General features: G+C 65.1%; 21 protein-coding genes. 9 read left to right on the top strand and 12 right to left on the bottom strand.

The annotated features are described in order from the left end of the window. Positions 1 to 4: 4 nt before the first annotated feature. The 10 genes from VHK65_08520 to VHK65_08475 are packed head-to-tail and all read right to left on the bottom strand — an operon-like array spanning position 5 to position 8,106. Entirely contained in the window at positions 5 to 406 is a 402-nt protein-coding gene (locus VHK65_08520; GenBank protein HVS06198.1) for a GPW/gp25 family protein, read from the bottom strand. Then, complete coding sequence (locus VHK65_08515; GenBank protein ID HVS06197.1) at positions 403 to 735, bottom strand: hypothetical protein; 333 nt, start codon at positions 733 to 735, stop codon at positions 403 to 405. Before VHK65_08515 ends, VHK65_08520 begins: the two co-directional genes overlap by 4 nt. Beyond that, on the bottom strand, positions 735 to 2,534 hold the full coding sequence (locus tag VHK65_08510) for a VgrG-related protein (protein ID HVS06196.1): 1,800 nt from the start codon (positions 2,532 to 2,534) through the stop codon (positions 735 to 737). The genes VHK65_08515 and VHK65_08510 overlap by 1 nt, the downstream gene beginning before the upstream one ends. Positions 2,535 to 2,538: 4 nt before the next feature. Next, positions 2,539 to 3,228 carry a peptidase M23 gene (locus VHK65_08505; protein ID HVS06195.1) on the bottom strand — a complete coding sequence of 230 codons (690 nt, stop codon included), beginning with the start codon at positions 3,226 to 3,228 and terminating at the stop codon, positions 2,539 to 2,541. A gap of 7 nt (positions 3,229 to 3,235) precedes the next feature. Beyond that, positions 3,236 to 3,664 carry a phage tail protein gene (locus VHK65_08500; GenBank protein HVS06194.1) on the bottom strand — a complete coding sequence of 143 codons (429 nt, stop codon included), beginning with the start codon at positions 3,662 to 3,664 and terminating at the stop codon, positions 3,236 to 3,238. Between the two features lie 11 nt (positions 3,665 to 3,675). Next, the gene (locus VHK65_08495; protein HVS06193.1) at positions 3,676 to 5,472 is read right to left on the bottom strand and encodes a hypothetical protein; all 1,797 of its coding nucleotides are present in this window, start codon (positions 5,470 to 5,472) and stop codon (positions 3,676 to 3,678) included. Between the two features lie 57 nt (positions 5,473 to 5,529). Next, the gene (locus VHK65_08490) at positions 5,530 to 5,694 is read right to left on the bottom strand and encodes a DUF6760 family protein (GenBank protein ID HVS06192.1); all 165 of its coding nucleotides are present in this window, start codon (positions 5,692 to 5,694) and stop codon (positions 5,530 to 5,532) included. After that, a complete protein-coding gene (locus tag VHK65_08485) occupies positions 5,691 to 6,095 on the bottom strand; it encodes a hypothetical protein (GenBank protein HVS06191.1) in 405 nt (134 codons plus the stop codon). Before VHK65_08485 ends, VHK65_08490 begins: the two co-directional genes overlap by 4 nt. 14 nt (positions 6,096 to 6,109) lie before the next feature. Further along, the gene (locus tag VHK65_08480; protein HVS06190.1) at positions 6,110 to 6,571 is read right to left on the bottom strand and encodes a phage tail protein; all 462 of its coding nucleotides are present in this window, start codon (positions 6,569 to 6,571) and stop codon (positions 6,110 to 6,112) included. A gap of 11 nt (positions 6,572 to 6,582) precedes the next feature. After that, positions 6,583 to 8,106, bottom strand: a complete 1,524-nt coding sequence (locus VHK65_08475; GenBank protein HVS06189.1) for a phage tail sheath family protein — start codon at positions 8,104 to 8,106, stop codon at positions 6,583 to 6,585. A 233-nt stretch (positions 8,107 to 8,339) separates the two neighbouring features. Between VHK65_08475 and VHK65_08470 the strand changes: the two genes are divergently transcribed. Together VHK65_08470 and VHK65_08465 are read left to right on the top strand one after the other, a co-directional pair. Continuing rightward, complete coding sequence (locus VHK65_08470; GenBank protein ID HVS06188.1) at positions 8,340 to 9,158, top strand: DUF4255 domain-containing protein; 819 nt, start codon at positions 8,340 to 8,342, stop codon at positions 9,156 to 9,158. A 4-nt stretch (positions 9,159 to 9,162) separates the two neighbouring features. Beyond that, positions 9,163 to 11,289: an ATP-binding protein gene (locus tag VHK65_08465; protein ID HVS06187.1), complete on the top strand. Its 2,127-nt coding sequence runs from the start codon at positions 9,163 to 9,165 to the stop codon at positions 11,287 to 11,289. A gap of 6 nt (positions 11,290 to 11,295) precedes the next feature. Here VHK65_08465 and VHK65_08460 read toward each other — a convergent pair whose 3' ends face one another. Further along, entirely contained in the window at positions 11,296 to 12,030 is a 735-nt protein-coding gene (locus VHK65_08460; protein ID HVS06186.1) for a DUF4157 domain-containing protein, read from the bottom strand. A gap of 280 nt (positions 12,031 to 12,310) precedes the next feature. Between VHK65_08460 and VHK65_08455 the strand changes: the two genes are divergently transcribed. The 3 genes from VHK65_08455 to VHK65_08445 all read left to right on the top strand — a co-directional run bounded on the left by VHK65_08455 (position 12,311) and on the right by VHK65_08445 (position 16,420). Beyond that, positions 12,311 to 12,463: a hypothetical protein gene (locus tag VHK65_08455; protein HVS06185.1), complete on the top strand. Its 153-nt coding sequence runs from the start codon at positions 12,311 to 12,313 to the stop codon at positions 12,461 to 12,463. Positions 12,464 to 12,786: 323 nt separating this feature from the next. Then, positions 12,787 to 15,699 (top strand): hypothetical protein, encoded by a 2,913-nt coding sequence (locus tag VHK65_08450; GenBank protein HVS06184.1) that lies wholly within the window; start codon positions 12,787 to 12,789, stop codon positions 15,697 to 15,699. After that, positions 15,626 to 16,420, top strand: coding sequence for a hypothetical protein (locus VHK65_08445; GenBank protein ID HVS06183.1), 795 nt, complete (start codon positions 15,626 to 15,628; stop codon positions 16,418 to 16,420). Before VHK65_08450 ends, VHK65_08445 begins: the two co-directional genes overlap by 74 nt. A gap of 5 nt (positions 16,421 to 16,425) precedes the next feature. Here the strand turns inward: VHK65_08445 and VHK65_08440 are convergent, their stop codons facing one another. Then, positions 16,426 to 17,076, bottom strand: coding sequence for a response regulator transcription factor (locus tag VHK65_08440; protein HVS06182.1), 651 nt, complete (start codon positions 17,074 to 17,076; stop codon positions 16,426 to 16,428). Between the two features lie 179 nt (positions 17,077 to 17,255). Here VHK65_08440 and VHK65_08435 point away from each other — a divergent pair, with 179 nt between their 5' ends. The 4 genes from VHK65_08435 to VHK65_08420 all read left to right on the top strand — a co-directional run bounded on the left by VHK65_08435 (position 17,256) and on the right by VHK65_08420 (position 26,804). After that, positions 17,256 to 18,455 carry a hypothetical protein gene (locus VHK65_08435; GenBank protein HVS06181.1) on the top strand — a complete coding sequence of 400 codons (1,200 nt, stop codon included), beginning with the start codon at positions 17,256 to 17,258 and terminating at the stop codon, positions 18,453 to 18,455. Next, positions 18,455 to 19,600 (top strand): hypothetical protein, encoded by a 1,146-nt coding sequence (locus VHK65_08430; protein ID HVS06180.1) that lies wholly within the window; start codon positions 18,455 to 18,457, stop codon positions 19,598 to 19,600. Before VHK65_08435 ends, VHK65_08430 begins: the two co-directional genes overlap by 1 nt. A 61-nt stretch (positions 19,601 to 19,661) precedes the next feature. Further along, on the top strand, positions 19,662 to 23,903 hold the full coding sequence (locus tag VHK65_08425) for a choice-of-anchor D domain-containing protein (GenBank protein ID HVS06179.1): 4,242 nt from the start codon (positions 19,662 to 19,664) through the stop codon (positions 23,901 to 23,903). Between the two features lie 105 nt (positions 23,904 to 24,008). Further along, the gene (locus VHK65_08420; protein HVS06178.1) at positions 24,009 to 26,804 is read left to right on the top strand and encodes a bifunctional transaldolase/phosoglucose isomerase; all 2,796 of its coding nucleotides are present in this window, start codon (positions 24,009 to 24,011) and stop codon (positions 26,802 to 26,804) included. Positions 26,805 to 26,810 lie beyond the last annotated feature (6 nt).

Genomic DNA, 26,810 nt, shown 5'->3' with positions numbered 1-26,810 from the left:
TTTCTCACGTTGTCTCCGGTGGAATCACGTAGAAGGGAAAGACGAGGTTGCGGGGATCATTCGTCTCCCCGATCGAGTAGCGGATGTCGATGTAGAGGATGCTCGAGTCCTCGGTATCGAAGCTGACCAGGACATCACGCACCTCGATGCGAGGCTCCCAGCGGCGAAGTGATGCGCGCACCGCCGCCGCCACCCGGGCGGCGGTCTCGGTATCGGCGCTGTCGAAGACGTAGTCATGAATCGCACAACCGAACTCCGGGCGCATCGGCCGCTCGCCGATCGCGGTGCCAAGGATGAGCCGGATGCTTTCCTCGATCTCCTGCTCACGCGAGACCAGGGCGATCCGTCCGGTCGGGTCGGTCCGGAGCGGGAACGCCCATCCGGATCCGATGAATTCTTCGCTCATTGCGCGATCACCTTCGTCTGGCCTGCCGACCCGATCATCATCGGCGTGCCGGTTGGGATGCACGTGCCGGCCACCGGTGGCAGGGCGAGCAGCACCGGCATCCCGCCGACCAGGACCTTCGTGCTGCCGGAGGGGATGATGCCGCTGACGCAGGGACCATTCGCCACCGGCGGCGGCGGAAACGCGCAGCCGGCGACCACGTAGGAGGCGGGGATGGTGACAACCGGCTGGCTGCCGACCATGACCTTCGGACTGACGGTCGTGCATTGGCCCTGGCCACCGTGCATGCAGGTCACCGTGCCGCCCATGTTGACGATTGGTCCTGGCATCACATCACCTGCAGGGCGCCGCTGTTGACGTCAACCATGGCGCCGGTGACCTTGAGCTGCCCGCTTGCCTTGACTTCGAGCTGCCCTCCGCCGTCCAGGGTGGCTCCGGAACTGGCCTTCATATCGAGGTTGGTCCCGGCTTCGACCTTGAGCCCCTGCCCCGCCTTCAGGTTCAGGTTGGCCTGGGACTCGAAAATCATGTCCTTCTGGCTCTCGACGTGAATCTTCCCCTGCGACTCGATATGGATCTCCGAGTTGGTCTCGTTGAGCGAGATCTTGAGCTTGCCATCGCTACTGATGAAGGCCATCCCGGCCTTGTTCGGGTCGTCGAAGAAGATGAATTGGTGGCCCTTGCGCGAGATGAAGCCACGCCGCTTGACCTTGCCGTTGTCGAACAGTCCATTGCCTAACTTCGGTTTGTCCTGCCCGTTGTGGAGGCTGCCGATCACGTAGGGTCGGCGGATGTCGCCGAACTCGAAGGCGACCAGCACCTCGTCATTGACCTCGGGAATGAAATGCGCGCCGCTGTCCGGCCCCGCGCCCAGCTGCGTGATCCGCGCCCAGTCGGACTCGTAGTTGTCGTCGAGCCAGGGGAACTTGAGCTTGACCCGCGCCGCGTTGTTAGGGTCGTTGTTGTCGGTCACCAGAGCCACGACCACGCCATTGATCGGGGCGCCGCCCGCCGACGCGTGGCCGTTCGAGGAGCCCAATGATGCGAGGCCGAGCAGCGAGCGGTCCTGCCGGCCGCTGATCACAAAATGCGTGCGATAGCCCTGCTCGCCGAAGATGTGGCGCGCGCTGGTCAGTGTGTATTTGCCGGAGAACTCATCGCCGACGACGCCAACGCTGATCGTCGTGCCGGCCTTGAGCTTGGGGTTGCCATTCGCGAGGCCGTCCGCTTCGGCAAAGGCGCTGGAGATCGACTCGGCGATCGACGCGGCCGCCCCATCGACTTCTGCCTGCTGGGTTAGCGGCCGGTTCACGGCGGTAAAGGTCGCCCCGCCAAACTTGTTCGCCAACTTGGACGGGTCGTCCTGCAGCGAATCGGTCGCCACCGTGCCCGAGTTGGCGGAGCCGATGACGGCCTGCTTCTGGACGGGGTCCCAGCCGCGTACCTTGACGTCCTTGATTTGCTCGGCCGACGTGACCCGCGGCCGAAACTCGATCAGGTCCTCGCCGAAGACGAGCTGGAGGGGATCGCTGTGGCTCTGGTAGGTGCCGCTCTGCGGCGCCCCCGACGCCTGGATCGGCTGGCGAAAGTTGAACTTCCCGTCCTCCATGGCCAGCTCAAAGCCGATCTCACGAGCGCGAGACTTCAAGAAGTCCCAGTCAGACTGGTTGGCCTGCGAGACATGGTCGTGCGTCCCGCTGGTCGAGTCGATCTTGCCGATCGTCAGGTTCGCGCGACTGGCCACGGTCCGGGCGATGTCGGAGTCCGTGACGTTCTTGTAGGTCTCGGTGCGACGTCCGCGATGGAGTCGATGCGACATGTCGTATCCGCGCAGCACCGTGCGCAGCCGGCTGGCGCCATATTCCGCCTCGAAGCCGGTGACTTCGCCCTTGATCAGGGTTTCCGGAGAACCGCCCGGCGGTGTGACTTTGATCGTCACCGTGTCGCCGATCGCGGCGTGCAGTTGTCCCAGGACGTCGCGGTCCGGATCGTGGAAGGTGATCGCGAACATGTCCGGAAGGTGCTGGTGATGATCGATGACGACCTGTTCCAGCAGAGCCTCCAACTCATCAGACAACTTCGACCCGTTGAGCTGGATGTCCGGCCAGACATGGAAGTTCTGCGCCATCGTGTCAGCTGCCCTTCGCGCCGTCCGCGGCTTCGTCGCGGCTTGGGATCAGGATCCGGCTGCCGATATTTAGCCGCAACGGATCATCGATGTCGTTGAAGGTGGCCAGCCCTCGCCACAGATTGGGGTTGCCGTACTCATTGGTCGCGATCGACTGGAGGGTGTCGCCCTCGGAGATCAGGTGGGTGGCCCGCGCGTGGATCGAACCGGAGGTGGGGTTCTGGGCGGCCGGCTCGTCCGGGGATTCCTTGAGGCTGATATCGGCCGTCGCCCGCAGCGGGTTCCCGGTGCGCCCGAACATCGTGTACTTGGCGTTCACCGATGCCAGGTAGAACTTGTGCTCGGCCAGGTGCAGGTTGCTTCCCCAGATCAAGCGTAGAAGTGGGGGATGAGGGTTGTCGCGGGCGGTCGACTTCTGACTTGGCTGGCACCACTTGAAAAGCTTCTCGACGTGTTTGGTCACGTCGCCGTAAGGGGCTTCCCAGTCGTCAAAGAAAATCTGCAGACTCACCGTTTGCGGGCCGCTGCCAATGAACTCCGGTTTGGCGCCGGCCTTAGTGCTCATGCTGCGTTTGGGGGCATCCCACTGCGCCGTCTTCTGCACGGAATATTCGCTCGGATTGAACTTGAATTCGAGCTTCTCCATCCCGTCGACCTCTTCGAGCTTCGCTTTGACCATCTTCATCGGTTCCATGCTGCTCCTATCCGGTGAGGAATCCGTTGTGGGCGAGCTCGAGGGTTTCCGTCGCCACCTGGTTGGCGCCGATGTCGAGCGATGGCCCATTCCACTTGACGGGGAAGACGCCTTCGAGGTTCCAGGTCGCGATGGCATGGCCCTCGGTATCCAGCGCGGAGATCTCCGCGGTCTGGCGCTTGACTGCCACCTTGAGCGTGGCCATCCAGTTGGCGACCTTGCTGGTGTCCTTGTTGACCGGTCGTGTCAGTTTGACGTTCTGGTACTTGACACGGCCAGGGATGCGGTGGACGAAACCGTTCTCGCCGCCCTCCTTGTATTCGAAGACGTCGTACTCGACGGACAAGCCGTCGCACTTCGACCAGTTCCCAAGGTCGCCCTGGCCGTCGATCTTGACACGGAACCGAAGGCTTTGAGCGTGGGCATGGTCAGGCATTGATTTCCTCCTCAGCGCAAGTCGGTCAGGAAGCCGGCGCGCTCCCGATCGACCAACAGTTCTGTCTTCAATCGGTTGCGGATCCGGTCGTAGAGCTTTCCAGCGAGCTCATCCATGTCCGTCTCTTCGGGCTTGTGGCCCCCCAGGGCCGAGGCGGCGCCGCCGATTGCCGACCCGATCGCGCTCCCTCCGGCGCTCGCCGCGCCCGAGGGGAGGCTGCTGGCTGCACTCGAAATCGAGTCGAACCAGGCGCCCTGAACCACGGGCGCGCCGCCTTCGCTCGGAAGCTCCGAGGATCCCACCTCCGCGTCCTCGATCGGTTGCGGAGCGCGCTGCACCGCGAAGCCGCGTGACGGCGCCAGCGGCAGCCGTGCCATGGGAGGAGCCTCGCTCGGCCCTTGTGCACTGAGAGGAAGGTGCCTCGCCGTCCCGCGCGGAACAGGCTCGGGATCGGGGCTATTTTCCATCGCCCTCTGGAGTGGAAACTCCCTCGCCTCTTGCGGGGTAGCGTCGGGGTGGGCGGTAGAGGAATCTGTCGATGCGTCTGGTTGAAGCATGTTGGAGGGACGCAGCGGCCGGGCGCTGACGAGAGGCGCCGTCGCCGCGTCCGGCGCAGATGCCGCGGGCACGGCCGTGACGCGGGCTGCGGACTCGGTAACCAGCGGCAGCCTCGAGCTCGGCAGGCGCTGTAAAGCTGGTGTCGGGAGGTAGGCGAGGCCTAACGTCTGGGGGCTTTCGGTCGACGACGGCGCTGGCCAGCTGCCGGCGGCAACACGCTGAACGGCCGGCGGCGCGGCACTCGACGAATCACCCACATCCTCTGGGAGAGACGCAGCGCTCAGCTGGACCGAAGGCGCCGGTGCACGCTCCTGGCGATCGCCAGTTTTGGGTTCGTCCGCCGCGGGGCGGCGGGCGACGAGGGGCAGGTCCAGCCTGGGCGCATCGCTTGCTTCCGGCGAAGGCATCAGCGGCGCGCCGAGTGATGACGTCCTGCTCCTCACGGCGGACGGGAGGTCGGTCGGTGTCTCCTCGACGATGGGCATCTCCACTGGCGCCCTTTGCAGCACGGGGTGGTCCATCGGCGCGCGCTCCCCCATTGAGGTGTCCACCGGCCCGGGCGGCCGGGTGGGGGCTTCAGCGGGTTGCCTCACGCTCTCCGGGATCGTAGGGAGAGGGAGTTCCGGCGCGGCGCGCTGCACGCTGCGGTCTGTCACGCGGTTGATCGGAGCTCCCAGCCCCATTCGTCGCGACTGGCCCAGGGTCAGCCGTTGCAAGGGCGCCGACGGCGTTTCAGCCGGCTCATCGCCTGGGGCGGACATCGTGAACGGCGTCGACACGGCGCCCGATCGCTGTGCCACCGTCGGAAGGGGAGTCGGTGCTGCGTCCGGCGGCAGGCTGACGAGGCGCTGAACGGCCGGCTCGAGCGCCACGACGGGGAGCTCCCGAGCCGCGACCGTGTGCGCACTTGCTGGAATAGGGGTGGGCCGCGCCGACTCGGACGCGGCCTCATCCCCATCCGACTCCCCCGACTCGGCTGCCGCGCTCGCCACGCTTCGTTGCACGCGTGGGCGCGGAATCATGGCGGGGCCGTCGCTGCGGGTGGTCGGCCGAGCAAGGGCCAGAACCAGACCCGGCGGGGCTTCGGCGCTGACCTGATGGCTCATCGTGTCCGAGCTGACTGATGGATCTTGATGCGTCACCAGGTCATCGCGAAACCGATCGCTGGGTGCTGTGAGCGGGTGTGCGCCGACGATCCGCTGGATGGGCGGCAGCCCGACCCAATCGCGGCGAATCACGGGCGCCGGCACAGGCTTCGGTCCCTCTGCCGCCGGCGCCTCAACCTTTTGTTTGAACGGCCACATTGTTTACGCTTCCTGCTCTTCCGCGAGACGCCGATTGATGCCGGCGATCTCCTCGACGACGCGCTGCCGAACGGGATGCTCTAGATCGAGAATCTCTTCGAACGACCAGTGCAGGTGATACGCCACGTACGCGATCTCCTCGAAGAGGCGGTCGGTCGCGTACGTCACAACCCCCCCAGGCGACCACCTGCCATGTCAACGGTGAACTGGTGCTTGCAGTCCGGACAAGTCACGGCCGCCTGCGTATGCCCCTCCTGGTTGATCCGGCGGTAGAGATCTTGCAGAAAGGCCAGGTCGGATGCGAAGAGACCTTCGATGGTCCCGGAGGTCACTTGCGGCACAGTACCGAGCCGGGTGACCACCCGGGACAGCAGCAGGACAGTCAGGTAGGCCTCGTTATCACGCACCCGCGGATCGCGCTGGGGGAGAATCTCGTCGCGCGCGGTTGCGAGGCGCATCACACCCTCGCGATGTACGGTTCCGGCTTCGTCGACGTAGCCGCGCGGCAGCGCGAAGGCGAATTCCGTGTGCAGGGTGGAGGCGGAGGTCGAGCGATCGACCTCCGCCATGCTGGATACCGGACTCACTTGACTCGCTCGAAGCCTTCCATGACGATGGTGGCTTCCTCGGTCACGACATCATTCGATCCCGCCTTGAGGCTCCCGGTGGTGAGCTTCGATGGCCAGGCGTTCACGAAGTTCCAGCGGGCAACCTCGCCGGCTTCGTAGTCGTAGAGAATCACGGAGCCGTTCTTGCGAGCTTCCTTGACCTTGCCGTCGAGCGCGAGCTTGTGCCACTTGTAGAGCTCCATCGACACGTTCTTGGCCCGCTTCAGCGTCAGCGTCGGCGTCTTGTGCGCGCCCGGGATCTTTTTGATGATCATCTTGCCGTCGGGGCCGTTCTCCTTCAGCTCGGTGACATCCATCTCGGAGGTCAACCCGCCGACCTCGGTGAACTGCGCGATGGTTGTGCCGTCAACTTCTATGGCGAAGTTCCGGGCGGCTAGTGCGTCGTTGTTCGAGACATTCGATATACCAGTTGCCATCTATTCCTCCTTTATTCGGTTAGCGATGTACCGCCCGAGAACTGGGCGATCTTGAACACGACGAACTCCGCCGGTTTGACCGGCGCGATGCCGATCTCGACAATGAGCTGTCCGGCGTCGATCGTCTCGGACGTGTTCAGCTCGCCGTCGCATTTGACATAGAACGCCTCGCCGGGTGTCGCCCCGAAGAGTGCGCCGTCGCGCCAGACGCGAACAAGGAAGGCGCTGATGGTGCGCTTGACCCGCTCCCAGAGCGCCATGTCGTTGGGCTCGAAGACCACCCACTGGGTGCCCAGCAGGATGGAGCCCTCTATGTAGTTGAAGAGCCGGCGGACGTTGATGTACCGCCAGGCCGGATCGCTCGACAATGTCCGCGCGCCCCAGACCCGGATGCCGCGGCCGGGGAAGGCGCGAATAACGTTGATGCCCTGCGGGTTCAGCAAATCGTGCTCGCTCTTGGTGACCTGTAGCTCGAGGGAGATCGCGCCGCGTACGACCTCGTTCGCCGGGGCCTTGTGCACGCCGCGGGTGTCGTCGTTGCGCGCCCAGATGCCGGCCATGTGGCCGCTCGGCGGAACGAAATTCGCCTGGCCGGCGAGGGGGTCGAAGACCTTGACCCACGGCCAGTAGAGGGTGGCGTACTTCGAGTCGTAGCCCGCCTTGTCGACCCGCCACTCGCGGATCTGCTGCGCGTTCAGTCCGGGCGGTGCATCGAGAATGGCGACTCGGTCGCCCATCAGTTCGCAGTGTGCGATCATCGCAAGCTGCACGGCCTTGACCTGCTCGGAGTCGATCATGCCGCGCTGGTACGCGGCCATCAGGTCAGGCACGCTGAGCATGGTGACGGTGTCGACGGCTTCGAGACCCGCGAACCCGGTGCGATCGGCGGAATTGCCCACGTACTCATCCGGGGTGACCCGGGCGGGCATCGTGCCGCCGCCGCCCTGAAGCGTAACCTTGCCCGGGGCGGGGACCTTCTCCAGTGCGCCGGCGGTCCCGATCTCCTCGAGCTGGATTAGCTTCGACGCGGTCTTCACGGCCGTAAGGACGTTGTTCTTGCCCTTGCGCGTCGTGACGTTGTCGTACTCCTCGCGATCCTTTCCGCGCGTGACGATCAGCTTGAAGGTGTCCTCGGAGGGTTGCGAGGCTTCCGCGACCTCGACCTGGATGTCGTTGCCGGGCTGACCGCCCTCCAGCGCCAGGACGCGATACCCTGCCAGTGACTTGTCCTTCGCGCTCGGCAGCTCGGCCTGGGCTGATGGTGCATGGCCGTCGGCGCCGATCCGGACGATGTAGGCGGACCCACCGCCGTTCAGGAAGTAGCCGTAGACCGAATGCGCGAGATACGACCCTTCCAGGAATCCGCCGAACGTCTGCGAAAACTGGCTCCAGTTGGTGACCAACGTTGGGGCGTTGACCGGACCCTTCTCGGCGAGGCCGACAAAGGCGGCGGTCGCGGTCCCAACCCCTTCAATGGGGCGTGAGCCGGCTTCGACCTCCTCTACGTATACGCCGGGCGACAAGTAATTGGGCATGGGCAATCTCCTCCCTGTTGAATGCCGTCAGGTACGGAACCGAGCGTCGCATCGGCGCTCGTTCGCCACAAGGGACGAGCGGGCCAGTGAACGGGTAAGCGGCAATGCCCGAAGGGACGGCAAGCTTTGCTCGAGGTTGCCCAATCAGGCAGGAACTTGACCCCAACGGCTGCCCGCAGACGACTTGTGAGGCGCGACCGAAGCGGCAACCCTAGAGAGCGATGATCCAGGACGTGGATGAGTCCCTGCGCGCCCTCGTAAAACGGGATGCCCTCAACGGATCGAAAGCCGACATCGCATTCGATGCGCCGAACAAGGAATGGTCTTCGCGGCGCAACACTCCGACCGTAGATCTTTATCTCTACGACATCCGCGAGGACCTCGAACAGCGCGAGGTGATGTGGCAGGACATCCGCGGCGATGCCAGCAATTCCCGACTGGTCACCGAGCGCCGGCCGCCGCCACGCCGATTCAAGCTCTCCTATCTCGTGACGGCATGGACACAGCGGCCCGAAGACGAACACCGTCTGCTCTCCTCGCTGCTCGCGTGCTTCTTGCGGCATCCAACCATGCCGGCCGACACGCTCAGCGGGGTGCTCGCCGACGCGCGTCAACCAATCCTGCTCAACATCGCCCTTCCGCCCCCACAGGACCGGTCGATCTCCGACGTCTGGTCAGCGTTGGGCGGCGAGCTCAAGGCGTCCCTCGACCTGGTTGTGAATGCACCCTTCGAAGTCAAGGTGGCCGTTCCCGCCGGTCCGCCGGTCCTCGAAGAGCCGCGATTCACCTTCGCGGGACCCGACGGCGAGGCCGAAGATGGGGCGACGCCAGCAGCGCGGGGCGGCAGAGCTCGCCGCGGCGCGGCAGCCGCCGAGGGTGCCAAGCCGGTCGGCGCGCCCGGACCCGGCGGGCCGAAGGCCTCGGGGCGGCTCAAGCCGGGCGAGCCGGTTGACAAGCCCGGTGTTGCGCCCTACCAGGAAGAAGTGGTTCGCTCCGGGAAAGAGAAGCAGCCCGGTCGCATCCTGCGCATTCGCGGCGTCAACCGCTCCTAAGCCGATGTCGGCGCCAGGCCTGACCGCCGTCGCCGATCCGTCCCTCGTCCACGTGCTGCGTCGGCTGGAGCTGGTCGAGGCGCGCGTCCGCGCGGCCGTCGCGCGCCGCCGGGCGACGGATCCGGAGACCGACGATCGATTTCGCGGGCTCTACATTTCGCAGGTTCATGTCGACCGCTTGCTGGCGGAGAAAGCCGGCCCGGTTGCCCCCGATCCTGACGCGGCGAAGGCATGCGACGAGATCGAAGCCGCCGCCGATGGCGCCGAGCGGGAAGGTGCCGACCTGCGACTGCGCCGCCTGGCCCGCAATTTTCACCTCGACGAGATCGACATCGAGTTACTCCTGATCGCGATGGCCCCGGATGTCGACGCGCGCTTTGAGCGCTTATATGGCTATCTGCAGGACGATGTCTCGCGCCGTCGCGCCAGCGTCGGGCTCGGACTGGAGCTATGCGGTTTGCCATCGAGCAGCGCCTATGCGCGGAGCCGCCTCGCGCCCGGCGCGCCACTGGTTGACGAGTACCTGGTGCAGGTTGAAGAAAACGATCGGCCGGTCCTGACCCGGCCACTGCGCGTGCCCGACCGTGTCGCCGCCCATTTGCTGGGGAGCGACATCCCCGACGCCGGGGTCGCGTCTCTGGCTTACGAATCCGAACCCGCGGCGCCGGAGCAGGCGGCGACGTTGGTGCGGTGGATGCAGGATGAACCGAGCGCCGAATCTCCCTCCCCCCTTGGGAGGGAGGGTCGGGGTGGGGGGAGGCTTGCCTACATTCGCGAGCGCCCGGGAGCATCCGGCGCGGCGCTCGCGTCGAGCGCCTTCGCGCAGGTCGGCCGACCGACGCTGGCGCTTGATCTCGAGCGCTTGCGCCCGGAAGATGACCTCGCGATCGTCGCCGCCCTGACCGCGCGGGAGGCCGGCCTGACGGGAGCGGGCGTCGTCGCCGGCCCGGTCGAGGTCCTGATCGCGAAGGGACTTCCAGCGGTTCGCGCCTTTTCGGAGATGCCCTCGATGGTCGTCCTCGTCGGCGCCCGGAGTTGGGATCCGGGCTGGGCGCGCGACGTGCCCTTCATTTGTGAGGCGCCCATCCCGGACGCGGTCCAGCGCGCGGAGCTGTGGCGCCGGAATCTCAACGGGGACACGCCGCCCGGGCTCGATCTCGCAGGCACCATGGCGCAGTTCCGGCTGACGGCGGAGCAGGTGCATCGGGCTGCGCTCGCGGCCCGAATGGAGGCGCATGCCCGCGAGATCCCCCTCGACGAGGACGAGCTCAAAGCGGGCGCCCGTGCGCAGAACGCCGCCGGCCTCGAACGTCTGGCGCGCCGTATCCAGCCCGCGGTTGGTTTTGTTGACCTGGTTCTGCCGCCCGACACGATGGCGCAGCTCAAGGAACTCCTGACGCGTGCGCGTTATCGCGAGCAGGTGCTCGATGTTTGGAAGATGGGCGGCCCGTCGGCGCGCCGCCGCGGATTGACTGCATTGTTCGCCGGGCCCTCGGGGACGGGTAAGACGATGGCGGCCGAGGTGCTCGCCAGCGAGCTCGGCCTTGACCTTTACACCGTGGATCTGGCCACGGTGGTCGACAAGTACGTCGGCGAGACCGAGAAAAACCTCGACCGCATCTTCGCCGAAGCGGAGCGCGTCAACGGGGTGATCCTTTTCGATGAGGCCGATGCGCTGTTTGGCAAGCGTTCCGAAGTCAGCGATGCGCACGATCGCTATGCCAACGTCGAGGTCGCTTACCTGCTCCAGCGGATGGAGCTCTTCGACGGCATCGCCATCCTGGCCACCAACCTGCGGTCCAACCTCGACGAGGCCTTCACCCGCCGTCTGGACTCACTGGTCGACTTTCCCGAACCCGAGCGGGAATATCGGCTGAAGTTGTGGGAGCGAAGCCTGGGGACCGCGATGCCTCGCGCCGGAGATCTTGATCTGGCCTTTCTGGCCGAGTCGTTCAAGCTGGCCGGCGGTGGGATCCGGAACATCGTCGTGGCGGCGGCCTACGCTGCCGCCGAGCAGGGTCAGCCGTTATCGATGGCCCACTTGATCAGAGCGACGCAGCGCGAGTACCTGAAAATGGGTCGCCTCTGTGTCGAGTCGGAGTTCGGCCCCTACTACCACTTCCTCGGTTAGAGGCCGCTACTCATCCTCGTCTTTATCTTCCCCCCCAGCCTCTGTACGCTGGATCGCGTACGGCTGGGCGGTCGCCGGCTCTTCCGTCTCCTCTTGCGGAGCACCCGCGTCGGCGCGCTGCACAGCAGGGGCCGCGGCCGCATGCGACTCGGCGCTCGGTGCCGCGGCCGACATGACCCGATCGGCGCTGGTTTCCGCGGCCTGCTCAAACCGATCTGACGGATGGCTGACCTGGATGCCGCCCGCGGCCGGCGTGCCGTCGACAGGCCCCGATCGCTGTTGCACGACATGGGTCAGCTCGTGCGCCAGCATGCGCTTGCCGGAGTCACTCTCGGGCGCGTACTTGTCTGACTGGAAAACGACGTCGTTGCCGACGGTGTAGGCGTGCGCCTGGACGGAACGCGCCGACTCGGTGGCCTTGCCACCGCTGTGGACCCGGACGTCGCTGAAGTCAGCGCCCAGGCGGGACTCCATGAAGCTGCGAGTGTCGCGATCGAGCGGGGACCCGCCTCCGGAGCCGACGACGTCCTTGACTGGCGACGTCACCTGTTCCTCGAGTGCAGCGGTGACGCTGGCATTCCCGGCCGTCTTTTGCAGGTGCATCACGGCGGACGGAGTCAATACATCGGTGCGGCCGTGCATCAGCGCTTCGGGGCCGACCGACTCCGCGGCGTCTTTTTGCCGAGTTGGCGCCTGGTGGCTCTCCGGACTGATCAGAAGATCGTTTTCGTGCGATTGCATGCTTATGCCTCCGTCGAACTCACGCTGCTACCAACAGGCGCGCAAGGTCCTTCCGCCTGATCTCACTCCAATTGGCCGCTCGGGTCAACGCTCAACGGCGCAGGTCTCGGGGCATTGCCGCTTGCCCGAAGGGGCAACAAGGATCGGACGGCTTGTGGACGGAAGTGTTACTCCCATGTTCGGAGCACGCAACGCGCGCACTTCCCCATGAGGCAGAATTCGGTTCACTCGCGGCTGCCCGGCCGACGGTTGACCGTCGCCCGATTCCAATGCTCAATCAGTGAAGGCCACCAGGTGGACGGCATACGCGCGCTTCAGGACGACCAAGCCGAAACCAGCCGGCGGCAAGCTGCCCACGGTGATCAGGATGGTGGGAAAACTCCTGCGCTACCACTGGGTCATGGGGCACCGATCTCACCCATGGAGCTCCTGAGCCTGCAAGGCCTCGCAGGGAATTCCGCCGTTACTCAACTGGTGACGTCATCTCTGGCACGGCACCCAGCGGCTCAGCCCATCCCGAGCCCGCCGGCGGTCAAGCTGCCGCGTGTGGCGAGCGGCCCACCGGTCCAACTTCCGGCGCCGCCGGGTCGCCCAGGTTCAACCGACATCGTCGCTGAGTCAAAATCGACATCAGGCAGCACCGAGATTCTTCCGGCCGTCGAAGCTGCTCCCACGGTTGACGTAACGCCCGTTCCTCCGCCGCCGGCAGCGGCGCCTGCGGATGCATCGACGACGCCTCAGCCCGGCTATGATGCCGTGTCGGCCCGGGCTACGGTCGAGGCTCAGGTAAGCCAGCTGAAGCTAGCTGCGCTGACACACGCGACGTCAATCAAGCAAAAGGCTGCCGGAACCAAAGAGGCGATCTTCGGCCAGGTCGCAGCGGAGCGCGCGACTATCCAGGGTGGCATCGCCCGGAAGAAGTCCGAGGTCTCGGCAGGCTTCGTCAAGAAACGGGGGGACCTCGGTATGCAGGTGGATGCAGAGCATCAGGCGATCCAAGCCGCTACCGAGCAGGATCATCAGCTGATTGAAACGTCCACCGCGAAACGACTCGAAGCCTTTACCACGGAGACCCAAGCGCAGCGGACGCAGATGCATCAGAAGCTCGAAGAGGAGCGTGGGCGGCCAGGGGAGACCGCGCAGGCGAACGCCACGCGCGCCGAAGCAGAGATCGCAGCTGGCGCACTGGCGGCGCGAGAGATTGGCATGCGGGAGGCCGCCAAATATGGTTCAGATGACACCGGAAGGGCACAAGCGCAAGCCGCGATGAAGGTGGCGGGGGAGACGGCTGCGGACATCGCCGCGAAGGGACCAGGCATCGGCCGTGAGCTGCGAGGCGGCGCGCCGACCTTTGACCGGAAGCATGCGGAATACGCCTCGACTGTCGACAAGCAGATAACCGACGCGGTACCACAGGTGACGCAAGCGATCCGTGCCGAGAGCCAGGCTGCAGCCGCCGAGCTGCACAGCATTACCGGTGCCTCGGTCCAGCAGCTGTCCGGCGTCGAGTCACATGTAAGCACGGCGCTGACACACTCGGAGTCCGCAGCCATCCAGTTAATTGAGTCGGGTGGCAAGAAACAGGCCGAGCAACTGAATCGAGCCGGCAGGCAAGCTGCGTCGGCCGTCGAGCACGCGGCACAAGATCAGTCGGCGCAAATCGAGCGGCGCGCGGCTCAACTGACCGGGCAGCTCCTCTCGGTGCAGATGCCGGATCCGTCTGCGGTAGATGAGGTCCTCGCAGCCGAGCATTCGAACCTGGCTCACGCTGGTGCGGCTACTCAGGCACAGATCGACGCCGCTCATGGTCACGTTGCTGCCGGTCTTGGCAAAACCAGCGCGCAGGTTGTGCAGGGACTCGGCGCCGTTGCTTCAGCCGCGAGTCAAAGCGCCGATAAAGGCTTGCTGCCGGCGATCAGCCATATCAAGTCGACGACCGCAAAGCGGAAGGAATCAGTGGCAACTGTCGTCGATGCGCTGGGTAAGCACCACGACACGATCACGAGCGGGTCACTGGATCAGATCAAAACAGCCGCGACACAAGCCGTCGCCAGTCCCGTCAAGCTCAATGACCAGTTCGCGGAAGACTCGGCCAAGGCGGCGGACCAGTCAGTAGCCAAGGCAAAGGAACCGTTGCCGGGACTGCAAGCCAACGTCAAGGCGGCTGCTGACAAGGCCAAAGAGGAACACGAGCGCAGCCTGTTTGCCCAAATCGGTATGGGCATCCTGAAGGCGCTTGGCGGCCTGCTGATTGGCCTCGTGATCGTCATCGCGCTGGCCCTCGTGGTCGCTTTCGTCGCTGCTTTCTTCGGCGTCGCGCTCACGGCGTTCGGCGCCATGATGATCGCGGGAGCCATCCTCCTGGCGGCTGGTGCGATTTACGCCTATTACCAGCGTAGCCACAGCCCGGAAACGGCCAACATGGGCGTTGGGGCGTTGTTGCTCCTCTCGGTGTCCGATGCAACCGGTTTCACATCCCTCTACGAAGGCATCACGTCATCGTCGATCGCGACGGGGAAGGAGCTGAATCTCGACGCCGAGGCACGTACGGAAAAAATCACAACGGGCCTTGTTTCCCTGGTGATGATTGCGTTGGCTGCGAAGGGTGGCGGCAGCAGCCCATTCGTTCGGCCCATCGAATTGCCAGCGGCGGGTATTGAGGGCGGAATGACTGGAGCCGGTGCCGTGGGGGCCGAATTGTGGGCAGGCGGCAAACTGGTTGGCAAAGGTGCCCTCGACTGGGCTAAGGAGAAGCTCGGTTCCGAACCGGACACCACGCCGACATCAACGAGCTCGGGAACAACAACCGCCGGGGGCCCGCGGCCCACTAAGCTGCCCGACTTGGTTGACGCGCTGAGCAGAGAGGCGGAGGCCCGTGGAGATGCTGTAGGAGCTGACAAGATTGACTTCGTCAATCGCGACCCGAGTGTCGGATTGACCGATGCCGTCAAGACGGAGTTTTTCAAGCGGGTCGACGTCAAGCTGCAGGCCGATCCCAAACTGACGCCCTGGGAAGCAATGAGACAGGTCGTTCGCGACGACCCGAACTCCTTCCTTTTCAAGGGGGACGATATCCCCCTCGATGTGCTCGACGAGCACGGCGGAATGACTCGCATTATCGACTTGAGGTCGGTACACCAGTACATGCTGGATCCGGCCTACCGGAACCAATATCCCGAATTCGATGGTTGGATTGAGGCGATTCAGAAGGATCCGTCGATTTTTGATCCCATCCGAGACTGTTACCCGAGTGCAATGCTGTCGAAGCAGGTGGGTTGGTGGGTTCCCCGGGCCAAGTCAGCGCAATACAGCCTCGCCGAGCTCATCGTCGATCTCGCTCTCCAGCGAGCGCGATACGCTCCTGGGACAGTCCGATTCACACTCGATCCCGTAACGGCCAGGACTGCTGGCTTCAAGAAACCCACGCCGCTCGACGGAATCGAGTTTTCTGAGTGGGGGGAGGCACCGGCGGGCAGCGTATTCGGCGTCACCGAAGGCGGCGTCCCGGAGGCCGTCGGACCGCCTGTACCAGTCAGTGCTGCGACTGGCAGCACGGTCGTTGTGCCAAGCGGTCCCTACGTGCCACCGGCCCTGGGTGGCGCTGCCGTTCCATCGAACGTCAAGCCCGTACAAGACAAGGAACCAGCCGGCACTGGGGCTACACGTTAATCTGGCCGCCGTGGGAAAAGATGAGATCGTCGTCAATGGCGTTCGGATCGGTCCTCAATCAGACCTTGTGGGGATGTTTCGACGCGCACTTGAAGGAGAAGACGTCTTCCCATCGAGGACGGCGTACGGTCCGGAAGATGGTGTAACGACCGTCTTGCACGCAACGCGCGGAACGCCCTTGGAGCCACGGGTTAAGGACGCCATCATGACGCTCCTGACAGACAGCGACCCGAAAGTGCGAGCTGGCGCCATCCTAGCAATCGAAACGTTTCCTCGCGGCTTTGATGGTCAGGCCCTACTTCGCATCCTCGATGAACGACCTAATCTCTTTCAAGGCATCCCGGCAATAACTCCTGGATTCAGCGACATTCGATGGCAGCTATTGCGGGCGATCGCCGGAACCCGCTCACAATCGCAAGAAGTACTCGATCGCCTGAAACGATCTGTAGTTGATCCTTCCAACGGCCAATCGTTGGTTGCGGGTCTAACGAAGTTGGATCTTGACTGGGTTCTCAGCCACGTCCTGGAGGTTCTGGCCGGCCAGCCGACCAGGGTCAACGCAGTCCTGGCGAACGTCGATGACGCGCAGAAGCGGGAGGAATTCCTCACGGCGCTACGCGGAGAGCCCGAGCAGTTTCGAAAGGACGCTGCCTCTCGCCTTGACCGAGTCGTCGGCGACCCTCAGCAACGCGAGCGTCTCACTCGCTTGCTATTGGAGTAGGTCCGCTAGATCAGGCCCTGTCTGAGCGCGTAGGCGACCGCCTGGGTGCGGTTGCGGAGGTTCAGCCGGCTTGTGACATCGTGCACGATGTTCTTGACCGTGCGTTCTGAATAGAACAGACGGCGGCCAACCTCCGCGGTGTCCAGTCCGTCCGCGAGCAGCTTGAGGACCTTGATTTCCCGGTCGGTCAGAACAGCAAAGCTCAGTCCGCGCGGGTTCAAGACCTGGCGCTGCAGGCGACCGACCTGGTCCAGCAAGCGGCCCAGCAGGTCAGGCGAGAGCGCCCCCTCGCCGCCGGCAGCGGCACGGATGGCTTCGAGCAGGTTCTCGGGTGTTGCCTGGTTGCGGCGCAGCACGCCCCGGGCCCCAGCTTCCAGCGCGCTGAGTAAGCCGGTGTCGTCGACACGGGTCACGATCAAGACCACGCGCTCGACGCCGCGACGCTTCAATGCGCGAATGGTCTGGGCGGTCTCCTCGTCCATCTGGTCGGCAATGACCAGCGCGACGACCTCAGCATCGACCTGGCGCTCTTCGACCATGTCGAGTCCGTGGTGGGATCGAAGCTGGCTGGCGATGCCGGCTCGCGAAACAGGATCAGATGTGGCGATGTAGACGCGTGTACGGTCGGTCAAGACGGATGGGCGGGTAGCGATCACGGGTTTTCCTCCTCCTGGGGCCCGGGCAGGTTCCTGCTGCCCTTGCGCTGCTGGCCGCATTATGATGGTCTCGACTTTCCGGGCACTTAACGGGGACTTAACGGGCAGCAGGCGATGCCTGCAGGTCTTCCTTTCTGGCTATGGCCGCGCCACGGAGCGCTACCTATGATTCGAGCGCCATGGCTGCTACCGCCACGCTTGCCAGCAAGGCTGTCACTGTCACACCGGGTGGCGAGGCCGTCTCCGAGGTTCGCGTCCGCAACTCCGGGACGGTGGTCGATCAGTTCACCATCGAGGTCCTGGGCGATGCCTCCGCGTGGGCAATTGTGGAGCCCGCCGTCATTCCCCTCTTTCCGGGAGCCGAGGCGGTCGCGCGCATCAGGTTCAAGCCGCCGAAGTCGTCCAGCGTCCCGGCGCGCGCTGTCCCGTTTGCGGTCAGGGTCAAGTCGCGCGAAGATGCTCGCGCCTCGCTTGTCGAGGAAGGCGTCGTTGAAGTCGGTCCGTTCAACGACACATTCGCCGAGCTGATCCCACGGACAGCGAAAGGGCGGTCCCGTGCGCACGCCCGCCTCGCGCTCGATAACCGTGGCAATGTGCGCATCAGTGCTCGCCTCACGGCGGCCGATCCCGATCGCAAGCTTAACTTCACGATCACCCCGCCGGCTCTCAGTTCGGAACCCGGCACCGCCAGCTTTGCCTCGGTGCGGATGTCACCGAAAACGCGCTTTTTCACCGGCCCGCCAAAGACCAACCCCTACAAGGTCATCGTTCACCAGGACAACTTGCCGCCCATCACTGTGGACGGGACGATGCAGCAGGAGGGTCTTATCCCGCCGTGGCTGCTCCCCGCCCTGATTGGCCTCGCGGCCCTGGCACTAGTCCTGGTGCTGTTGTGGTTCCTTCTGGTCAAGCCGAATATCCAGAGCGCCGCAACCCAAGCGGTCGCGCCCCAGACCTCTTCGCTGCAAGCGCAGGTCAACAGCCTGAAGGCACAGAACCCGCCGACTACGGGTGGTGGCGGAGGCGGGGTGACCGGCGCGAACCCATTTGGCGGCGATGCCTACGCCGCGCGCCTCGTCGGTAGCAATAGTCTGACCGTTCCTGCCGATGGCGGCCTCTCGGTTACTGATCTTGTCTTCGAGAATCCCAACGGCTTGACCGGCGACTTGAAGCTGTCACGGTTCAATGCGAAAACGAACCAGGACCAGGTCTTACTGCAACTCAAGCTCGACAACTTCCGCGACCTCGACTTTCACTTCATCACACCGCTGACGTTCCAAAAGAACGACAAGATCGAGCTGACCTGCACCCCGCCGGAAGGCACTACCTGCGACGCATCCGTTTACTACAGCGGGTACTTCAAGAACCCGCCGAGTTAATGCGCAGCCTCCGGTTGGCGGCGGCTGCGATCCTCGTTGGTGCCGTGGTCGTCGCTGTCGTCGGCAGCGCGGCCCTCGCCGCGCCGGCTAGCCTGGCGGCGGGTTTCCCGGCGACGCGGATCAAGCTCGATCCGGCGTCGGATCCGGTCAACATGCCGGGCCCCATCACCCTCACCGCCACCGTCGTCGATTGGCGTGGGATCGCGGTCCGCAACGTTGCCGTCACCTTCGCGAACGTGACCGACGCGCAAAAACAGGCCGCGGTGTCGAAGTCGACGACCGACAAAGCGGGGCACGCGAACTATGTCTACTCGAACGGCAAGGATCCCCGCATCGACGTCATCCAGGCAACGTTCACCGATGGGCTCGAGGTGCACAAAAGCAACCGCGCGTTCATCGCTTGGCAGAGTGGTCAGCCGGCCACGGCGATCGTGTCGCCCGCCGCAATCACCGTCACGCCAGGATGCTTCCAGCCGGCTACGGCCATCGCGCTGACGTCCGACACATTCAAGCCGGGCGCACCGCGGCCTACACCGAAACCGAAACCGACGCCGACGCCGGCCCCGGTCCCTCCCGTGACATACACCATCACAGTTGACGGTGTGAACTTCAATCCGTACAGCGCGGTCCTCGTGACCTTCGATGCCGGCCCGGGCGGGACGCCCGAAAGCTTCGAACGGACAACTGACGTCTTCGGCCACTTCAACCTGGGCATCCAGGTGCGGAGCCGGTCCGAGGGTGTGCACCTGGTGCGCGCCGACGATTTCCGGCAACGGGAAGCGGACGCGACGTACCAGATTCCCTGCTTCCAGCCCTCCGTCGCACTCGATCCGCCGATCGGGCCGCCTGGCTTCGTCACGAACGTCGTCGGCGCGGGCTTCCCGGCAAACGCGTCGATCGTTTTCCTCAACTGGGGTGCCCCGGCGCTGCGGTCGCCGCTGCCGAAGATCATCAAGACCGACGCAAACGGCTCGTTCCAGTTCCCAATTCTCGTGCTCTATCACGACCTGCTGGGCCCGCGGATGCTGCAGGCGATCGTAGCGAACCCGTTCGGCGACCGAGCCGGCTCCGCCATCGAGGCGGACGCGCCTTTCCTGGTGACGCCCGGTCGCTCGCAACCCACCGATTTGGTCCTTCGGCGGTGATCTTGGCTGAAGTTCAGGGTATGATGCCTGCGGGGGTCGTCGCGACGCACGGGGGAACCGCATGATGAGAGGACGCCGCTGGGGGAGCCGGTGGTGGCGCGCCCTGGGTCCGTCCGTCCTGCTTGCCAGCCTCGCCGTCCCACAGATCGCGGTCACCTCGCCGCCCATCGTGGCCTTCGCCGCCCCAATCGCGGGCCGTCCTGAACTCTCGACCTATGCCGGCGCGCCGGCTGCTGGCAAGCCGACCGACGTCGCCCAACAGCCTTTCGGCCTCGCGGTGTTCGGCCGCTACACGTTCGTAGCCGACCCGGCCAACCACGTGGTCCGGCTGCTGATCGACAACAGCGAGGTGGCCTTTGCCGGCGCCGGGAGCCTGGCGGTCGCGGGCGACGCTGGTGACCCGGCGAAGGCCCAACTGGCCGGCCCGTATGCGGTCGCCATCGGGCAGGTCACGCAGGTGGGCTACCAGGTGACCGGCTTCGACGTCTACATCGCCGACACATTCGCCCACCAGGTGCGCAAGGCGACGGTCACCATCCCGTCGATCGATAACCCCAGCGGCGCACAGACGGCGGTGATCAGCACCATTGCCGGAACCGGGACCTTCGGGTACGCCGGCGATCAGGGCCCGGCCGCGACGGCCAAGCTCAACTCGCCATACGGGATCGCCTGGGACAGCAAGCGGAGGACGGTCTACGTCGCCGACACCCTCAACAACCGGGTGCGGGCGATCGACGGCGGCGGCATCATCCGGACACTGGTCGCCGCACCCCTGAACCAACCGCGCGGCCTCGCCATCAACGGCGATGGGCTGTACATCGCCGATACCTATAACAATGTGGTCCGCCGATTCGACCTGGTCACGGGTTCGCTGACAACCGTGGCCGGCACGGGGAATGCCGGCTATACCGACGGCGTGCTCGCCACGACAGCGTTGCTGAGGCAGCCATCAGGGCTCGCCTTCGACGAGAAGGCGAACCTGTACATCGCCGATACCGGCAACAACGTCGTTCGCGAGCTGGCGATCGGGGATCACTTCCTGCGAACCGTCGCTGGGACCGGCAAGTCCGGCGAGTTTGGCGACGGTGGCCCGGCGATCCTGGCGCAGCTCGCCGCACCGACGGCGGTCGCCGTTCGGCCGAACGGCGACGTCGTCATCGCGGACACCGGCAACAACCTGCTGCGAGTGCTGGAAGGCACCCTCTCCACGACGCCCGCGCACAACATTCATATCGAAGCCGGCAACGGGACGGCGAGCTTCGCCGGCAACGGCCAGCCACCGGGCCAAGCCCAATTTGCAGCCCCGGCGGCCGTGCTCTCGCACCTAGGAACCGGGTCGCCACTGAACGCGGCGGTGCCAGCGGTGACCGGCCAACGCTACGTGATCGATACCTTCAATCATTCGGTGCGAACCTTCACCACGAACGACACGGACGCGGCCAACCATGCGAAACCTGACGACGACACGAAGCCTGACAACGACGACGACGACGTCAGCACGCTTGCCGGAATCGGTGGGGTGCGCGGGCCGGGGATCCCCTCGACCCAGGCTACGGACACACGGCTGGCGTACCCGATGGGTGGGGCGCTCGATACCCCGCACAACGTGCTGTATGTCGCCGATACCTTCAACAATGTCGTCCGCGCGATCGACCTGACGCATCAGACGATCGCGACCGTCGCCGGCACCGGGACGGCAGGCTATGCCAGCACCGACGAGGGCAAACCCGCGAACCAGGCGTCGCTGAGCTATCCGACCGGACTGGCCGTCGATCCGGCGGGCAACCTCTTCATCGCCGACACCTACAACAGTCGCGTGCGCGAAGTCGTGGGTGGACTGCGGTTCGATGGAAACGGCAAGGTATCGTCGGTGGGCTCGATCTTCACGGTGGCCGGCAGCGGCCGGCTCGGGTACAGCGGCGAAAATGGCGACGCGCGCCAGGCCGATCTGTACTTCCCCTTTGGTGTTGCGCTCGACACCGCGGCCTCGCCCAACCTCTACATCACCGACAGCTTCAACCACCGGATCCGCCGGGTCGCTGCCGTCAGCGCGGATCCGAAGGCATCCGACGTGATCCAGACGATCGCCGGGGATGGCGCACCGGCATTCGGCGACGGCGCGGCGGCCCAAGCCCACTTCAATCGTCCCTGGAGTGCGACGGTTGACCAGGGTACCGTTTACGTCGCCGACTACCTGAACCACCGCGTTCGTCGCATTGACCTCACGGGTCAGGCGGTGACGACCTTCGGGGGAATCGGCACCTCGGGACTTCAGGGCGACGCCGGCCCGGCCGACGCCGCCGAAGTCGATGCGCCACGTGGCCTCAGCATGCTTGGGGACTCGGGCGCGATGCTCGTCGCCGACAGCTTCAACAGCCGCGTCCGCTGGCTGGGCGTCACCCAGGCCGGGATCCAGCGCACCCAGGTCAACTTCGATCCAACCAACCTGTCCGGGCGCAGCCAACCGCAGAGCGTGACTGTGACCAGCACGGGCAGCGGGCTACTGGTGATGGGGGCGGTCGATCTCGGTGCGGATCGGAACAACTTCTACCTCGACCCCTTGAAGAACACCTGCGCCCAGGCGAAGCTCGAGCCGGGGACGAGCTGCTCCTTCGAGGTGGCCTTTCAGCCGCGTGCGACCCTCGGCACCCACACGGGCAGCGCTGTGATTCCCAACGATGCGGTCGGAGGTCAGCAACTGATCACCCTGAAGGGTGAAGCGACGGCAGCCCTCGTGACCTTCAGTCCGCCCGCGGTCGTCATCAATCAGCCGGTCAACGCGCCGCCCACGCCGGCGACCGTGACGCTGACGAACAACGGCGGTGGCCTGCTGCACATCACCTCGATCGCCCTCGATAAAGGTACCGACCCGGATTTCGGCCAGAGCAATAACTGTCCGAGTGTGATGACCGGCCATAGTAGCTGCCAGATCACGATTACGCTCAACCAGATCGGCCCCGACGACAAGAAGACGCGCAGCGGCACGCTCACCATCAAGGACGATGCCGGCGGGAACGGATCGTCGGGGGGCGCTTCGCAATCGGTGCCGCTTACGGGAAGCGTGGCGCAACCAGCGGCGAGCTTCAACAGCCAATCGCTGATCTTCACCCAGAACCTGGGCAGCAGCAGTGGCTCAGAAACCATCAGGCTGGTCAATACCGGGCAGGCGGCGCTCCACCTTAGCGCCATCCGTGAGGACGGCGACTTCTCGCAGAGCAACAACTGCCCGCCGGTGCTCGCAGCTGGCGCCAGCTGCGCCATCACGATTACCTTTATCCCCAGCACCCTCGGGGAGCGCGACGGCTACATCGTCGTGGCCGACGACTCAGCCGACAGCCCGCAGCGGATCCAGGTGATGGGTGTGGCGACCATGGCGCTGTCGCACCTCGGTCCTGACCGCCTCAAATTCAGCCAGAACGTCGGGTCTAATAGCGCGCCGCAAAGCGTCGTGCTGACGAACCGCGGCGACGGGCCGCTCACCATCGGCGCGATCGCGGCCACCGGCGATTTCAGAGCCACCCCGCATTGTCCGGCGCAACTGCTCCCGGGGATTTCGTGCACGATCGACGTGACCTTCGCGCCGCAGGCGGGCGGGGCCCGCAGCGGCAGCCTGGTCGTGACGGATGACGCCAACGCGGCTCCCGGCTCCAGCGATGTCGTGCGGCTCACGGGCCTTGCCTACCAGCCGATGGCGACCTTGAGCGCGGCGCTGCTCTCGCCCGGCGCGAACGTGGGCGGAACAGCGGCGCCGCAGGTCGTGACGGTGACGAACACGGGCGACGGCGCGCTCACGATCCGTTCGGTCGGGATCAGTGGAGCCGCCGCCGGCGACTACACGCAGACGAACAACTGCCTGCGGGCGATCGCACCCGGCGCATCCTGCGCGATTACGGTCGGCTTCGCGCCACGCGGGTACGGCGTTCGCAGCGCCGCCCTGACGCTCTACGACGACGGCCCAGGCGGCGCTCAAACGGTCAGTCTGCGCGGAACCGGAACCGCGGCCAGGCCATTACTGAGCAGCGGATACCTGAACTTCGGTGGCGTGACCTCCGGGACTTCGACCCTGCCGCAGACGGTGGTCCTGTTCAATTCAGGGAACGGCCCGCTGTCAATCGGCAGCATCAGCCTCGCCGGCGATAACTTCACGATGACCACGAACTGCGGCAGCACCCTGGCACCCCGAGTCAGCTGCACGATCAGCGTGACCTTCCTCCCGCAGGCCACTGGGGCCCTTTCCGGCGTCGTCACGATCATCGACAATGCCGGGACCCAGCGGATTACCCTGAGCGGCGTCGGGACCTAAGCCGGACCCCACCCTACCCTCCCCCAGAGGGGGAGGGAGACCTGCCACCGCGCGGTGTGAGACTCTAGTACGTGGCCCCACAGCGCTCGGGCCATAGGAGGAGCGATGGCGAAGAACCCCTTATTCGAGCTTTACGAGGCAGGCACCAGCGTCTGGCTCGACTACATCCGCCGGAGCCTGATGACGTCCGGCGAGCTCAAACGAATGATCGAGGAGGATGCCGTGGTGGGCATGACCTCCAACCCCACGATTTTCGAGAAGGCGATCGGCGGCAGCAGCGATTACGATGACGCACTCCGCACGCTGGTGGAGGCCGGCAGCCCCGACGAGGAGATCATGCTGAGCCTGATCGTCGAGGACATCCAGATGGCTGCCGACGTGCTCAAGCCCGTCTACGACCAGACCAAGCACAAGGACGGTTACGTCAGCATCGAAGTGTTGCCACGGGTCGCCGACGACACCAAGGGGACGATCGCGATGGCCCACGACCTGTTCGATCGCGTTGGGCGACCGAATATCTTCATCAAGATCCCGGCGACGGACGCCGGACTCCCCGCGATCGAGCAATGCATCGCCGACGGCCTGAACATCAACATCACGCTGATGTTCTCGGTCAAAGTCTATGAAGACGTCGCCCGCGCCTTCATCCGCGGCTTGCAGCAGCGCATGCGGCAGGGGCACCCCGTCGACGTCGCCTCGGTCGCGAGCTTCTTTGTGAGTCGCGTCGATACCGCCGTCGACAAGCTGCTCGAGCAGAAGATCGCCGCCGCCAAGGATCCGGCGGAACGGGCGAGGTTGCAGCAGCTCATGGGTAAGGCCGCCGTTGCCAACGCGAAGATGGCCTACCAGGCATTCCAGCGGATCTTCAATGGGCCCGAGTTCGCCGACCTTCGGGCGGAGGGCGCGTCGGTGCAACGCTGCCTCTGGGCCAGCACCGGAACCAAGAATCCTGCCTACAGCGATGTGATGTACGTCGAGGAACTGATCGGCCCGGAGACGGTCAACACCATGCCGCAGCAAACCATGATGGCCTTCAAGGAGCATGGCGAGGTTCGTCCCAGCCTGCTCGAAAATGTCGATGGCGCCCACAAGGTTCTGAGCGATCTGGCGGCGATTGGCATCGACATGGACAAAGTCACCTCTGACCTGCGCATCGATGGCGTCAAGCTGTTCGCCGATTCGATCGACAAGCTACTCGAAGAGATCACGAACAAGAAGAAGGAGCTGAAAAAGGGATCGGTCGGTGCCCACGAGGCACAACTGGGTGCACTCGACGCCTCGGTCAATAGTCGCCTGCAACAACTGGAGCAGGCGGCGGTCGTTCGCCGGATCGCCGAGAAGGATGCCGGGCTCTGGAAGTCGAACGGGAGTGCCGAAAGTGAGATCCGCGAGCGGCTGGGCTGGCTCCAGGTTGCTGACCGGATGGAGAAACGCGTCCCCGAGCTCGAGGCATTGCGCAAAGAGCTGGTTGGCGAGGAATTCAGCGACGTCCTCCTGATGGGGATGGGCGGCAGCAGCCTCGCTCCGGAAGTCTTCCGGCAAACCTTCGGGGCGCCCAAGGGCGCGCTCGACGTGCATGTCCTTGACACCACGGATCCCGCCGCCATCATCGCCATGGAGAAGGCGATCGATGTTCGCAAGACGGTCTTCATCGTCGCCTCCAAATCGGGGACCACGCTGGAGACGCTGTCGCACTATCGTTACTTCTGGCAGCAGACGGGGCAGAAAGGGAAGCAGTTTATCGCGATTACCGACCCGGGGACATCGCTGGCCGACGAGGCTTCACGGCGAGGATTCCGCCGCACCTTTCTCAACCCCCCGGATATCGGCGGCCGGTACTCGGCCCTTTCGTACTTTGGCCTGGTGCCGGCCGCGCTGGGTGGGGTGGACCTTTCGGACCTGCTCGACCGAGCGGCGACCATGATGCGGGCGTGTTCCCCCTCCGTCCCGGTGGGCGAGAACCCGGGAGCCTGGCTGGGGGCGGTCTTCGCCGAGGCGGCAATGGTCGGGCGGGACAAGATCACGATTGTTACGCCCTCCGCGGTACAGAGTTTCGGTGTGTGGGCGGAGCAGCTGATCGCCGAGAGCACCGGCAAAGAAGGCAAGGGCCTGGTGCCGGTCGCGGACGAAGCGCTGGGTCCCCCGCAGGTCTATGGCACTGATCGCCTCTTCGTCCGGCTGGCGCTGCCGGGTGACGATGAGCCTGCGGCGTTGACGGCGCTCGGCAAGGCCGGGCATCCGGTTGTTACTCTCAAGCTAAGCGACCCGCTCGCCATCGGGGCGGAGTTCTTCCGCTGGGAGTATGCGATTGCGGTCGCGGGCGCGATCCTGGGCATCAACGTCTTCGACCAGCCGAACGTGCAGGAGGCGAAGGATCTCACCAAGAAAGTCCTGAGCGAGGGCAATCCGCCGACCGTCGGCGAGGGGATCAGGTGGGCCGGCCAGGCGGGGGCGACCCTCGAGGCGGCGATTCAGGCCCTGCTCGGTCAGGTGCGGGCCGGCGACTACCTGGCCCTGCTGGCCTTTATCACACCCAACGCGGAGCACGACCGCGCGCTCGACGCGATCCGGCTCGCCATCCGTGACAAATACCGGGTGGCAACGACTGTGGGTTACGGGCCACGCTACCTGCACTCGACCGGCCAGCTGCACAAGGGCGGCCCCAACAGCGGCGTCTTCCTCCAGCTGGTTGGCGATGATCCGGATGATCTGCCGATTCCTGGCGAGAAGTTCACATTTGGTGTTCTCAAGCAAGCTCAGGCCCTTGGTGATTTCCAGGCGCTGCGCAACCACGGGCGGCGCGTGCTTCGCGTCCAGGTCCGTGATGTGGCGCAGGGCCTGGTCAATTTCGGTCAGTCCGTCGGCGCACCGGCCCGCCGGCCGACGCGAGCCGCGCTTTAGTGCCAT

Source organism: Candidatus Dormiibacterota bacterium, assembly GCA_035544955.1.
Lineage (GTDB): Bacteria > Chloroflexota > Dormibacteria > CF-121 > CF-121 > CF-13.
The sequence above is the reverse complement of the archived record's forward strand: the minus strand, read 5'-3'. Positions and strand labels throughout refer to the sequence as shown.